This window comes from Gilliamella sp. wkB178, from assembly GCF_001690705.1.
In the GTDB taxonomy this organism is placed as follows: domain Bacteria; phylum Pseudomonadota; class Gammaproteobacteria; order Enterobacterales; family Orbaceae; genus Gilliamella; species Gilliamella apicola_K.
Genome location: NZ_LZGK01000013.1, coordinates 618626 through 631384 on the forward strand (window position 1 = coordinate 618626; position 12759 = coordinate 631384).

The 12759-nt window shown below is 38.6% G+C and carries 12 protein-coding genes; 9 read left to right on the forward strand and 3 right to left on the reverse strand.

Features of this window, described 5'->3' with window-relative positions; all coding sequences use genetic code 11:
- Window positions 1-1629 (forward strand): pyruvate dehydrogenase complex dihydrolipoyllysine-residue acetyltransferase, encoded by a 1629-nt coding sequence (gene aceF, locus A9G13_RS07005; RefSeq protein WP_065556871.1) that lies wholly within the window; start codon window positions 1-3, stop codon window positions 1627-1629.
- Between the two features lie 17 nt (window positions 1630-1646).
- Window positions 1647-3071, forward strand: coding sequence for a dihydrolipoyl dehydrogenase (gene lpdA / locus A9G13_RS07010; RefSeq protein WP_065556872.1), 1425 nt, complete (start codon window positions 1647-1649; stop codon window positions 3069-3071).
- 179 nt (window positions 3072-3250) lie between these two features.
- On the opposite strand, the gene A9G13_RS07015 is transcribed toward lpdA, so the two are convergent.
- Window positions 3251-3997 (reverse strand): HAD family hydrolase, encoded by a 747-nt coding sequence (locus A9G13_RS07015; RefSeq protein ID WP_065556873.1) that lies wholly within the window; start codon window positions 3995-3997, stop codon window positions 3251-3253.
- Between the two features lie 234 nt (window positions 3998-4231).
- Between A9G13_RS07015 and A9G13_RS07020 the strand changes: the two genes are divergently transcribed.
- Window positions 4232-5110: a LysR family transcriptional regulator gene (locus A9G13_RS07020; RefSeq protein ID WP_081301187.1), complete on the forward strand. Its 879-nt coding sequence runs from the start codon at window positions 4232-4234 to the stop codon at window positions 5108-5110.
- A gap of 91 nt (window positions 5111-5201) precedes the next feature.
- Here A9G13_RS07020 and manA read toward each other — a convergent pair whose 3' ends face one another.
- Window positions 5202-6389 carry a mannose-6-phosphate isomerase, class I gene (manA, locus tag A9G13_RS07025; RefSeq protein ID WP_065556874.1) on the reverse strand — a complete coding sequence of 396 codons (1188 nt, stop codon included), beginning with the start codon at window positions 6387-6389 and terminating at the stop codon, window positions 5202-5204.
- 285 nt (window positions 6390-6674) lie between these two features.
- Here manA and prfA point away from each other — a divergent pair, with 285 nt between their 5' ends.
- From prfA to kdsA, 3 genes are read left to right on the forward strand one after another with little or no spacing between them, the layout of a single operon-like run.
- Window positions 6675-7760 (forward strand): peptide chain release factor 1, encoded by a 1086-nt coding sequence (gene prfA / locus A9G13_RS07030; protein ID WP_065556875.1) that lies wholly within the window; start codon window positions 6675-6677, stop codon window positions 7758-7760.
- A complete protein-coding gene (prmC, locus tag A9G13_RS07035) occupies window positions 7757-8593 on the forward strand; it encodes a peptide chain release factor N(5)-glutamine methyltransferase (protein ID WP_065556876.1) in 837 nt (278 codons plus the stop codon). Before prfA ends, prmC begins: the two co-directional genes overlap by 4 nt.
- A gap of 17 nt (window positions 8594-8610) precedes the next feature.
- Window positions 8611-9465, forward strand: a complete 855-nt coding sequence (kdsA, locus tag A9G13_RS07040) for a 3-deoxy-8-phosphooctulonate synthase (protein ID WP_065557119.1) — start codon at window positions 8611-8613, stop codon at window positions 9463-9465.
- A 166-nt stretch (window positions 9466-9631) separates the two neighbouring features.
- Here the strand turns inward: kdsA and rraB are convergent, their stop codons facing one another.
- A complete protein-coding gene (rraB, locus tag A9G13_RS07045; protein ID WP_065556877.1) occupies window positions 9632-10027 on the reverse strand; it encodes a ribonuclease E inhibitor RraB in 396 nt (131 codons plus the stop codon).
- 28 nt (window positions 10028-10055) lie between these two features.
- On the opposite strand from rraB, the gene rnm reads away from it, so the two are divergent.
- From rnm to rluB, 3 genes are all read left to right on the forward strand, one after another.
- Window positions 10056-10934 carry an RNase RNM gene (gene rnm, locus A9G13_RS07050; RefSeq protein ID WP_218059182.1) on the forward strand — a complete coding sequence of 293 codons (879 nt, stop codon included), beginning with the start codon at window positions 10056-10058 and terminating at the stop codon, window positions 10932-10934.
- Window positions 10935-11041: 107 nt separating this feature from the next.
- On the forward strand, window positions 11042-11662 hold the full coding sequence (locus tag A9G13_RS07055) for an L-threonylcarbamoyladenylate synthase (RefSeq protein WP_065556878.1): 621 nt from the start codon (window positions 11042-11044) through the stop codon (window positions 11660-11662).
- An 81-nt stretch (window positions 11663-11743) separates the two neighbouring features.
- On the forward strand, window positions 11744-12748 hold the full coding sequence (gene rluB / locus A9G13_RS07060) for a 23S rRNA pseudouridine(2605) synthase RluB (RefSeq protein WP_081301188.1): 1005 nt from the start codon (window positions 11744-11746) through the stop codon (window positions 12746-12748).
- Window positions 12749-12759: the final 11 nt, after the last annotated feature.

Sequence of the window (12759 nt, forward strand, 5' to 3'; positions counted from 1 at the left end):
ATGAGTATTGAAATTAAATTACCCGATATTGGCAATGATGAAGTAGAAGTCACTGAAATTTTAGTTAAAGTGGGTGATAAGGTTGATGTTGATCAATCGTTATTAACGGTTGAAGGTGATAAAGCCTCGATGGAAATCCCGGCACCACAAGCTGGGATTGTCAAATCGATTATCGTTCATGTTGGCGATAAGGTTAAAACAGGCGTTAGCATCATGATGTTTGATGAGGTTGGTGCAAGTACTCCGGCAGCTAAAGAAGCAGCACCGGCAGCCACTTCGGCAACAGCTGCTACCTCCTCAACCACGGCTGCAGCTCCAGCCACAGCAGCTAGCCAAGTTGTTGACGTTAATGTACCGGATATTGGTGGCGACGAAGTTGAAGTTACCGAAATTCTAGTTAAAGTTGGCGACACTATTGCTGTGGATGATTCCTTAATCACAGTTGAAGGCGATAAAGCATCAATGGAAGTACCTGCTACCATTGCCGGGGTTGTTAAGAGTATCACTGTAAAAATAGGTGATAAAGTTAAGACTGGTTCTAAAATTATGGAATTTACTACCAGTAGTGCTGGTGATGCTGCAGCTAAAACTCAATTAGCGGCACCTGCGCCAGCTGAAAAAACACCAACGCCAGTTGCAGCAGCTAGTGCACCAAGTACTCCGGCTCAAACCGCGGTTGCAACTACCACAGGTAATGATTTTGTTGAAAATGACACCTATGCTCATGCAACACCATCAGTGCGCCGGTTAGCGCGTGAATTTGGTATTAACTTAGCTAAAGTTTCCCCAACTGGCCCTAAACATCGTATTTTACGCGAGGATATTCAAGCCTACGTCAAAAATGCCGTGAAACAGGTTGAATCAGGGACTTCAGGTGGTGCATTACCTGGCTTATTACCTTGGCCGAAAATTGATTTTAGTAAATTTGGTGAAGTAGAAACCTTACCATTAACTAAAATTCAAAAAGTTTCCGGTGCTAACTTACACCGTAACTGGGTCATGATTCCTCATGTTACTGAATTCGACGATGCTGATATTACCGATTTAGAAGCTTTCCGTAAGCAGCAAAATGCGGAAGCTGATAAGAAAAAACTGGATCTGAAGATCACACCGTTAGTGTTTATCATGAAAGCGGTGGCCAGTGCTTTAACTGCTTATCCGCGTTTTAACAGTTCTATATCCGAAGATGTGCAAACATTGATTATTAAAAAATATATCAATATTGGTGTGGCGGTGGATACACCAAATGGTTTAGTGGTGCCGGTATTTAAAGATGTCAATAAAAAAGGCATTGTGCAACTTTCCCGTGAACTTGCTGAAATATCGAAAAAAGCACGTGATGGCAAATTAACTGGTGCTGATATGCAAGGTGGTTGTTTTACTATTTCAAGTTTAGGTGGTATTGGTACTACGGCGTTTACGCCAATAGTTAATGCGCCGGAAGTTGGTATATTGGGCGTATCCCGTTCTAGTATGAAACCAATATGGAATGGTAAAGAGTTTACACCTCGCTTAATGTTACCTTTATCACTTTCGTTTGATCACCGAGTCATTGATGGTGCCGATGGTGCGCGCTTCTTAAGCCATATTGTTAACGTCTTATCCGACTTACGCCGTTTAGTGATGTAGGGGGAGGGGAATATACTATGAGTCAAGATGTCAAAACACAAGTTGTGGTTCTTGGAGCAGGTCCTGCTGGTTATTCAGCTGCCTTTCGTGCCGCTGATTTAGGATTAGATGTGACTTTAGTCGAACGTTATTCAACTTTAGGTGGTGTGTGTTTAAATGTGGGGTGTATTCCATCCAAAGCACTATTGCACGTGGCTAAAGTAATGGATGAGGCTAAAACACTGACTGAACAAGGCATTCATTTTGGTACGCCTAAACTTGAATTAGACGTAGTTCGTGCCTGGAAGGAGAAGGTCATAAACCAACTGACTAATGGTCTGGCGGGTATGGCCAAAATGCGTAAAGTTAATGTGATCCAAGGCGAAGCTCAATTTACCGGGAGTCACACTATGGATGTGACTTCAGCGAAAGGCATCATTAAAATTACTTTTGATAATGCTATTATTGCTGCCGGTTCTCGACCAATTACCTTGCCATTTATTCCTCATGACGATCCAAGAATTTGGGATTCTACAGATGCCTTGGCATTAACCACTATTCCAAGAAAACTGCTGCTAATGGGTGGTGGTATTATTGGTTTAGAAATGGGCACCGTTTACCATGCGTTAGGTTCGGAAGTGGATGTGGTCGAAATGTTAGATCAAGTGATCCCTGCTGCAGATAAAGATGTAGTGAAAGTGTTTACTAAGCAGATCCAAAAGAAATTCACTTTGCGCTTAGAAACTAAAGTTAGCACGGTTGAAGCTAAACATGATGCTATTTATGTGACCATGGAAAAGAAAGATGGCACCACTGAAACCCATACTTACGATGCAGTATTAGTAGCTATTGGTCGTACACCAAATGGTAAACTCATCAGTGCAGAAAAAGCAGGCGTTAACGTGACAGATCGTGGCTTTATTGAAGTTGACAAACAGATGCGAACTAATGTGCCGCACATTTATGCGATTGGCGATATTGTTGGTCAACCAATGCTTGCGCATAAAGGTGTGCATGAAGGCCATGTAGCTGCGGAAGTCATTGCCGGTAAAAAACACTTTTTCGATCCGAAAACTATCCCTTCTATTGCTTATACCGAACCAGAAGTAGCTTGGGTGGGCTTAACTGAAAAAGAAGCTAAAGCTAAAGGCTTTGATTATGAAGTATCAGTCTTCCCATGGTCAGCATCTGGCCGAGCTATTGCTTCTGATTGCGCCGAAGGGATGACTAAGTTGATTTTCAATAAAGCTGATAATCGCTTGTTAGGTGGTGCGGTAGTGGGTGCTAATGGCGGTGAATTACTTGGCGAAATTACGTTAGCTGTTGAAATGGGCTGTGATGCCGAAGATATCGCATTAACAATTCATGCCCACCCAACTCTGCATGAATCTATTGGCTTAGCGGCCGAAATCTTCGAAGGTACGGTCACTGATTTACCAAATGCCAAAGCCAAGAAAAAATAATAGCAATTGAGCATATTGTTTTTACAAAAATTATGCCGTCAGTAATACTGACGGTATTTTTGCTTACCACCAAATACCACCAAATTAATTTTGTAAAGATGTTTCCTGAGAACCCTACGTTTCAGTATAAAATAACTAACGAATTATTGATGAATTGGAATAATTATACAATTTAGTGTTTATCTTATTATTTCCTTCTGATATTTTTTACTTGGTATACAAGCAATTGTTGATTTTTCCATGCCTAAAGCATGATTAGCATTAAAAGTAATAGTTATCTCGCCATTAGAATGACTACTGACATTAACACCAGTAAAATCAGGTATTGTTAGCTTTGCGCCACATTCGACTAATTCAGTGTTACCAATGCCAACGCAAAATGCGCCAGCTGCAACTGCCGAAGTTACGCCACTACGGGAGTCTTCAAAGACTAAAGTTTGTTCTGACGATAGATGTAAACGCTGTGCCGCTAAAATATAAGGGTCAGGGAATGGTTTTCCACGACTCACATTATCACGTTCAACAATAACCGAAATATATTTATCAACGCCGAGCATGCTGGTTACACGGTCAACTTTTTCGCGCCAGCCACTGGTTACAATCCCAACATGAATGTTGACCGCATGGAGTGAGGTAATTAACTGTGCTACTCCGGGGATTGGATCATAGGTTGCCGTATTTTCACAATCAATAATGTGAGCTTGTACTTTCTGCTGATCATCTATGGGTAGATCAGCAAAAAGTGCGCGGATAGTATGTGGCCCGGGTTGCCCATGAATATGATGCAGCATATCTTGTTCTGATATTGTTATGCTATACATTTGAGCAGCTTCTAACCAAGCCCGTTCTATAACAGCATTAGAATCAATAAGTACACCATCCATATCAAACAACACTGCCGCAATTTTAGGTATATGATTATTCATTTATACTATCCTTATTTTATACATTATTGATCTTTCCAGAATTTCAACTGATTACACAATATTTTCTGGTATTACTTAAATTACGTTAATTTGATTATCAGTTGTTATGAAAAACAATCTTATGCCAGTAAAACAGCAAAACAGCAAAAGACTTGTTATCTTTATAGATTTTAAATGGTATGATATGTTGGTTATTAGTAGCTGTATAATTCAATTTTTTTCTGGAATCTATAAATGAAAGGAATAGATATAAAACTTCTAAACGCTTTTGTTACGTTGGTGAAAAAGGGCAATTACACAAATGCTGCTAAATCGCTGTTTTTAACACAACCGGCGTTATCGAAGCAGATAAAGACACTAGAAAAATTGACTAATGGACAGCTTTTTTTACGTGGTCGTCACGGTGCCACTTTAACTGCATTTGGGGAGCAACTTTACCCAAAGGCTAATGAAATTTTACAATCTCATATTGAATTCCTCAATTATGCTAAACAATTGAATAATTCTAATCATGAAAAATTATTTATAGGTTTCGGAATTTCTTCATTTCAAAATGTTCCACATTGGATCAATCAATTTCGGCAACAATATCCAGAATGTGATGTAGAAATTAATCAACTGCCCTCTAGTATACAAATGAAAATGTTGCAAGAAGGGAATTTACATGCCGGATTTGTCAGAATGCCAATAACCAAAAATCTAGCGTCGCAAGTTATTCATGAAGAGGTATTAGTTTTGGCGGTACCAACGACATGTGATATTGATCCTTCCGATATGCAACACATATTATCTGCTTATCCATTGTTGCAGTTAGATCCTTTAACCAATCCATGTCTAGCAGCGGAAACAAAATTATATCTACAAAATAACCTACTAGTAGCTAATCAAGTTTCCATTATGGGAGATATGACGACTCTATTAGCGTTAGTTGCTGGCGGGAATGGAATTGCATTTTTGCCGCAAAGTGTGCAACATTTTTTACCGGATGGTGTAAAACTGCTTATTCCACCTAAGAACCAAATTTGTTGGCAGATTGGTGTCAGCTGGAACCCAGAATTGACAAATTATTTTCGCGATGACTTTCTCAAAATTGTGATGACCGATGTAAGGTAATCTATTTTTGAATATAGCTGTCTGTTCTAACTTACGGTATTAAAAAGTAGCAACTTGTTGGTTAATAATTGCAACTAGTTGCTACCATTATTTAATTAGCAGCTTTTGCCAGTACTCCAGTACCACTATAGCTGTAATTTTCAGTATCGTAAGCGATAAAAGCTGATTCACCCGTGGTTAATGTTAATGATTGTGTTTGCGTTTTGATGGTTATCTTTCCTTTAATACAAAATAAAATCTGTGGACTGGTAACCGATTCAGATCTTGTTTGATTATCACTTTGAATAATTTCAAATGTAAAATCAGCAACCGGGATCGGGAAATCAGTTTTATTTTGGTTAATAATCGGTTTGGTGGTGAGTTGTTTCAATGGCACGCTATTAAAATGCGTATTTTTAATCACTTCAGGGATATCGATGTGTTTTGACGTTAACCCCGCCCGCAAGACATTATCTGAATTGGCCATAACTTCTAACCCTGTGCCTTGTATATAAGCATGTGGAGTTTCCGCATATAAAAACATAGCTTCGCCGGGATGTAATTCAATAACATTTAAAATCAAAGGCATGAAAATACCAATATCGTCAGGATATTCTTGTGCCAAAGTTTGCACTGTTAAATAAGGTTCGTCAGTACGTGATTGAATACTGGTTAATAATTGGTTAATCGCTTGTTGCTTTTGCTCGGATGAAAGTGAAAGTAATGTTTGAAAGAACGATTTTAATTGATCTGGATTACGGTTTTGTTGCAATTGTTGTATTTCATTGCTAATAGTTGTGGTAGTGACTTGGTCAAACAGCGCTATAATCTCATCAATCGGTCGAAAAGAATTCATAGCTTTAAAGGGTGTTAAGGCATAGATAAGTTCGGGTTTATGATTAGGATCTTTATAATTGCGTTGCGGAGAATTAAGATCAATGCCCAACTTATTTTCTCTATCAAAGCCTAGCTTGGCTTTTGCTTTAGTTGGATGAACTTGGATTGATAACGCTTTATTGGCAGCCAACACTTTGAATAGAAAAGGCAGACCATGATAATGTTCCAAAGTGCTTTTACCTAATGTTGCTAACGGATTGGTGGTAATGAGTTCGTCTAATCTGACTTTATGATTGTCGGCAGTAACCGCAACTGAACATCCTAACGGATGAGCCCCCATCCACATTTCAGCCATCGGTTGTTGGTCTGGATTTTTGATGCCAAATAATAAGCTCATGCTGTCAAGACTACCCCAAGCATAGTTCTTAATAGTATTTTCAAGTTTCCACATTGTTTGCTTCATATTGGCATCCTTTTGAATTTGTTCACTAATATCAGGTTACATCAAATAAATGCAATAACTATACTCTACACAAAAGTTGTTGTAACTATCCTAAAGCTATTTTTTAGTAAATTGTTATAGATTAACAATATCATACTGCAAGTTACAACAGGAATTAATTTAATAAATTTATAGTTAGTTTAAACTGGAATTGCTTGCTGACAATCAGGCGGAACTATATTTTGCAAGCGATTAAGTATATAATGCTCGGCAAATTTATTATTGACTATAAAAAATCTATATTTTATGAAACCTTCTATTATCAGTAAATTAGAAACTCTACAAGAGCGTTATGAGGAAGTTCAAGCATTATTATCTGACGCTGCGGTCATCGCTGATCAAAATCGTTTTCGTACTTTATCTAAAGAATATTCACAATTATCTGATGTAGTTAAATGTTTTACTAACTGGAAGCAAACTCAAGAAGATATTGAAACTGCCAAAATGATGTTGGCAGATCCAGAAATGAGTGAAATGGCACAAGAAGAGCTTAATGAAGCACTTAACCGAGTGGAACAACTGGAACAACAGTTACAAGTTTTACTATTACCTAAAGATCCTAATGATGATTATAACTGTTTTGTTGAGGTGAGGGCCGGAACTGGTGGTGATGAAGCCGCTATTTTTGCTGGTGATTTAGCCCGAATGTATACTCGTTTTGCTGAATCACGTAATTGGCGAGTGGAAATTATGAGTGCCAATGATGGTGAACATGGTGGTTATAAAGAAGTCATAATGTTAGTTACTGGTGATGGGGCATACGGTAATTTGAAATTTGAATCCGGTGGTCACCGAGTGCAGCGGGTACCGGAAACTGAGTCGCAAGGCCGTATCCACACTTCAGCATGTACTGTAGCTGTGTTGCCGGAAGTCCCGGAAGCTGAAATGCCCGAAATTAATCCGGCGGATTTAAAAATTGATACTTATCGTTCATCAGGCGCTGGTGGTCAGCACGTTAATACTACCGATTCTGCAATTCGCATTACTCACTTACCAACCGGAATTGTAGTTGAGTGCCAAGATGAGCGTTCACAACATAAAAATAAAGCTAAAGCTATGTCAGTGTTAGCCGCACGTATTCAAGATGCTGAAATGCGTAAACGTCAGCAAGAGGAAGCTTCAACTCGGCGTAACCTTTTAGGCTCGGGCGATCGTTCTGACCGAATTCGGACTTATAATTATCCACAAGGTCGAGTAACCGATCACCGCATCAATTTAACAATTTATCGTTTAGATGAAGTCATGGAAGGTAAATTGGATATGTTAATCGATCCAATTATCCAAGAATATCAAGCAGACCAATTGGCAGCTTTATCGGAACAAGACGAATGACCTATTTAGAATGGCTCAAAAGTGCTTCGCAAGTGTTAAAGGATAGTGAAAGTCCAAAGCGGGATGCCGAAATTTTATTGAGTCATGTTACTCATAAAACGCGAACATTTTTAATGGCATTTAGCGAGACATTACTAACCGATGATGAATTAATCGCTTTGGATTCCTTTTTAAGTCGCCGTCGTGATGGCGAACCAATTGCTTATATTACTGGTGAAAAAGAATTTTGGTCGCTGAAATTTAAAGTTTCCAATGCTACCTTGATCCCAAGACCAGATACTGAAAAATTAGTTGAATTAGGCTTAGAATATCTGCCGAAAACACCTTGTGAAGTACTCGATCTTGGCACAGGCACTGGTGCGATCGCTATTGCAATGGCGACTGAGCGTCCGGATTGTTTATTTACCGGCATCGAAAAAAATACAGATGCTTTAATTTTAGCGCAACAAAATGCCACTCAAATTGGTGCCAATAATGTGTATTTTTTGCCGGGTGATTGGTATAAGCCTTGTAAAAGCCGCAAATTCTCCATGATTGTGAGCAATCCACCCTATATCGAGCCTACGGATATACATTTATCACAAGGTGATGTCCGTTATGAACCAAGAAGTGCTTTAGTTTCGGAAGATGAAGGTTTGGCTGATATTAAATTAATTATTCAAGGTGCGACTAAACATCTAAATCAATATGGCTGGTTACTGATTGAACATGGTTGGCGCCAAGGGGATGCAGTACAAATGCTTTTTAAGCAACACGGATTTCAATTAGTTGAAACCTTCGTTGACTATAGTGGAAATGATAGAGTCACACTTGGTCGTTGGTTTAAACCTTAACAAGGAAATATTTTATGATGCAGCAAAAAAAAGTAAAAGTAGGTGATATCACTGTAGCCAATGACTTACCTTTTGTCCTATTTGGTGGCATGAATGTGCTTGAGTCGCGTGATTTAGCCATGAAAATTTGTGAATATTACGTCACAGTGACCAATAAACTTAAGATTCCTTATATTTTTAAAGCTTCCTTTGATAAAGCTAACCGTTCATCAGTACATTCTTACCGCGGACCGGGTTTAGAAGAAGGTATGAAAATCTTTCAAGAACTCAAACAACAATTTGGGGTTAAAATTATTACTGATGTCCATACCGAAGAACAATGCCAACCAGTTGCCGATGTTGTTGATGTGATTCAATTGCCAGCTTTTTTAGCGCGTCAAACTGATTTAGTTGTCGCAATGGCTAAAACCGGGGCGGTGATTAATGTTAAAAAACCCCAATTTGTTAGTCCTGGTCAAATGGGAAATATTGTCGAAAAATTTGCCGAGGCTGGCAATGATCAAGTGATCTTATGTGATCGCGGTAGTTGTTTTGGTTATGACAACCTAGTAGTAGATATGCTGGGTTTTAATATTATGAAAAAGGCTAGTAACGGATCCCCAGTGATTTTTGATGTTACCCATGCTTTGCAATGCCGTGACCCAATGGGGGCAGCATCAGGTGGGCGTCGTGGTCAAGTTACTGAACTTGCTCGCGCTGGTATGGCAGTGGGGATAGCCGGACTATTTTTAGAATCACATCCTGATCCAAGTCATGCTAAATGTGATGGTCCATCAGCATTGCCATTAGCTAAATTGGAACCTTTCTTAACTCAAATGAAAGCCATTGATGGTTTAGTTAAGAGTTTTGCTGAAATTGATACTGAAAATTAATACCCGTCAGGGCAAATATATTCTAGACAATACATAGTGAATGATTAACAGCTGGTAATATACTCCACCGCTATTTAAAAAAGAGAAATTCTAGCAATTTCTCTTTTTTATTTAAATTGCATCAACGCGTTAACTAATTATCCTTGTTATTATGCTGAAATGCTAATCAATGAATAGTTTCACCTTCTAGATCTTCATCATCTAGTTCATCGCTACCATCTTCATAATATGTTCCCCAACCGTCGTAATTAACTCCAAATTGTTCGGTAAGCGTAATAATCTGGGCGATTTGTGCATTTATCAATTCTGCATCAAGAGGTACTTCAGAAACGATATCAAAACCGATAACGACATTGCCTAAATCATCAACATCTTCATCAGGATCAGTGGCTTCATAACCTAATTTGTAGGCTTCAACCGCAACTTTTTCCAACTTATCAAAATTCTCAGATGAAATATGATGTTCAATCAGATAAAGTGCATGGGGATCGCTACCATCAGCTAATAGTTCTTCAATAATGGATTGCGTATCTTGTTGAGCAAGGAGAATTTGATCTTTCATAATATACCTTTTAGTGGTCGTGCAAATTGTGTGGTATATTACACGTTTAAAAATAATTTTCGAGAAAAAAGTGATCGTTGATTTACATTCTCATACCACAGCATCTGATGGCATCTTAACACCAACCGAATTGGTAAAAAGAGCAGTAAACAACCAAATTGATATTTTGGCTATTACTGATCATGACACAGTGAAGGGCTTACCCGAAGCTCAACAAGTCATCAAAGATGAAAAATTGCCGCTTAAGTTAGTTTGTGGAGTTGAAATATCAACAATTTGGAAAAATAACGAAATCCACATTGTCGGCTTAAATATTGATATTGAAAATGCAGAATTAGTCGCGCTTTTACTATCACAAGAACAAAGGCGAATTAAACGTGCCATTGCCATTAGTGAAAAATTGGCTAAGTTGCATATTGAAGATGCTTATACGCAAGCACAACAGTTTGCTAAGGGTGATATTGTTTCACGCGCTCACTTTGCTCGGTTCTTAGTCGCTAATGGTTGGGTGAAAGATGTGAAACAAGCGTTCAAAAAATATTTAGGTAAAAGTGGTTATGCTTATGTTCCTACTCAATGCTGTAGCATTAGTGACGCAGTCAATACCATTCATGCCGCAGGTGGGCAAGCGGTATTAGCACATCCGACGCGTTATGATTTAACGTTAACCAAATTGAAATTACTGATTGCTGATTTTAAAGACTGTGGTGGCGATGCTATTGAAGTGTCACAAAGCCGGCAAACTCAAGATGATTTGCAGAAGCTAGCTAAATTAGCTAATCAATTTGAACTTTTGGCATCGCAAGGTTCAGATTTTCATGATCTGGTTAATTATCTCGATTTAGGTAAGACCACACCATTACCAGGTAGTGTTACACCAATTTGGCATAATTGGTCACTTGATTAGGATCGGTTAATAACGCTTTATAACACTGTCCATTGAATTTTATTAGTGGAATAACACTCAACACTGTAACAGGAATTTTAAATAGTTTATTGATATAGAAGAACATTATGAGCCAAACATTTTATATTCATCCGGATAATCCGCAAACTAGGCTGTTAGATCAGGTGGTAAAAATATTAAACGACGGTGGCGTGATAGCGTTTCCAACTGATTCTGGTTATTCACTTGGTTGTTTGTTAGATAATAAATATGGCGTTGATCGCATTTGTCAAATTCGGCAACTCGATAAACACCATAATTTTACGCTTATGTGTCGCGATTTATCTGAATTATCCTCCTACGCGTTTGTCGATAATGCCACTTTTAGATTATTAAAAAATAATACACCCGGTAAGTACGTATTTATTTTGCAAGCCAGTAAAGAAGTACCACGACGCTTAATGAATGAAAAACGTAAAACCATTGGTTTACGTATTCCCGATAATAAAATTGATTTAGCTTTGTTGGAATTATTGGGGCAACCTTTAATGACCACTACCTTAATTTTACCTAATGATGATGAAGCGCAATCAGACCCGGACGAAATTGAAGATAAAATTGGTCACCAACTAGATGCTATCGTGCATGGTGGTTATATTGGGCAACAACCAACAACTATTGTTGATTTGACTAATGACTATCCTGATATCATTCGTCAAGGTAGTGGTGACACTACACCGTTTGCATAGTAAATTTTTATATATCATCAATGCGTTGGTGATATTGTAAATAGTAAAAATGATACCTGAGAAGGTAACAGTGAGGATAATATGAAAAATAGTAGATCTGATTCTGCTAAAGCAGTAAAGGTAACAGAAAAAAGAGTTACCAAAGAACGTAGTCTAAAACCAGCTTTAAAAACCACCAAAACACCAGCAGTTGCTACACGTAAAGTAGCTGTTAATGATAATACTGAAAAGTTACAAAAAGTATTAGCCAACCTTGGTAATGGATCGCGCCGTGAAATTGAAGCCATGATAGTTGCGGGTAAAATCAGCGTTGATGGTAAAATTGCTACTTTAGGTGATCGCGTCGATGTTAATGCGAATCCTAAAATACGTATTGATGGTCATTTGATTCAGCTAAGAAGCAAAGAGAAAGAAATTTGCCGAGTACTAGCCTATTATAAACCAGAAGGGGAAATTTGTTCGCGCAACGATCCTCAAGGTAGGGCCACAGTATTTGAACGGTTACCACGTTTAAAAAATGCCCGTTGGGTTAATATCGGACGATTAGATATTAACACTTCAGGTCTATTGTTGTTTACTACTGATGGTGAGTTGGCCAACCGCTTAATGCATCCGCGGCATGAAATTGAACGGGAATATGCAGTGCGAGTGTTTGGTAAAGTTACTGATCAGCAATTGAACCAGTTACGCAAAGGTGTACAATTGGAAGATGGCCCAGCCTCATTTAAATCCGTTAAAGCTCAAGGTGGTGATGGCATCAATCAATGGTTTAATGTAGTGATCACTGAAGGGCGTAATCGTGAAGTGCGTAGAATGTGGGAAGCTATTGACGTGCAAGTCAGCCGCTTACTGCGGATTCGCTATGGTAACATTGCATTACCGAAAGGATTATCACGTGGAACGTGGATGGAATTAGGTATTGACGCAGTTAATTATTTACGGGAAACAGTGGGTCTGGCTAAAGAAGCGAAAAGTTTCATTGCTACGTCGTCAGAACAGCGTGCTAGCCGGCCTAGACGCCCTCGAATCAGCAATTTATCTAAATCTCCACGCCAAGCCACCGCTAAAAAAACAACCAGACGCTAGTTGTTGCTAAA

What these genes read in the sequence shown, in the direction of transcription:
- rluB (WP_081301188.1), top strand. Translation starts at nt 11,744, where the DNA reads ATGAAAAATAGTAGATCTGATTCTGCTAAAGCAGTAAAGGTAACAGAA.
- aceF (WP_065556871.1), top strand. Translation starts at nt 1, where the DNA reads ATGAGTATTGAAATTAAATTACCCGATATTGGCAATGATGAAGTAGAA.
- rraB (WP_065556877.1), bottom strand. Translation starts at nt 10,027, where the DNA reads ATGAAAGATCAAATTCTCCTTGCTCAACAAGATACGCAATCCATTATT.
- lpdA (WP_065556872.1), top strand. Translation starts at nt 1,647, where the DNA reads ATGAGTCAAGATGTCAAAACACAAGTTGTGGTTCTTGGAGCAGGTCCT.
- kdsA (WP_065557119.1), top strand. Translation starts at nt 8,611, where the DNA reads ATGCAGCAAAAAAAAGTAAAAGTAGGTGATATCACTGTAGCCAATGAC.
- prfA (WP_065556875.1), top strand. Translation starts at nt 6,675, where the DNA reads ATGAAACCTTCTATTATCAGTAAATTAGAAACTCTACAAGAGCGTTAT.
- prmC (WP_065556876.1), top strand. Translation starts at nt 7,757, where the DNA reads ATGACCTATTTAGAATGGCTCAAAAGTGCTTCGCAAGTGTTAAAGGAT.
- A9G13_RS07015 (WP_065556873.1), bottom strand. Translation starts at nt 3,997, where the DNA reads ATGAATAATCATATACCTAAAATTGCGGCAGTGTTGTTTGATATGGAT.
- A9G13_RS07055 (WP_065556878.1), top strand. Translation starts at nt 11,042, where the DNA reads ATGAGCCAAACATTTTATATTCATCCGGATAATCCGCAAACTAGGCTG.
- A9G13_RS07020 (WP_081301187.1), top strand. Translation starts at nt 4,232, where the DNA reads ATGAAAGGAATAGATATAAAACTTCTAAACGCTTTTGTTACGTTGGTG.
- manA (WP_065556874.1), bottom strand. Translation starts at nt 6,389, where the DNA reads ATGAAGCAAACAATGTGGAAACTTGAAAATACTATTAAGAACTATGCT.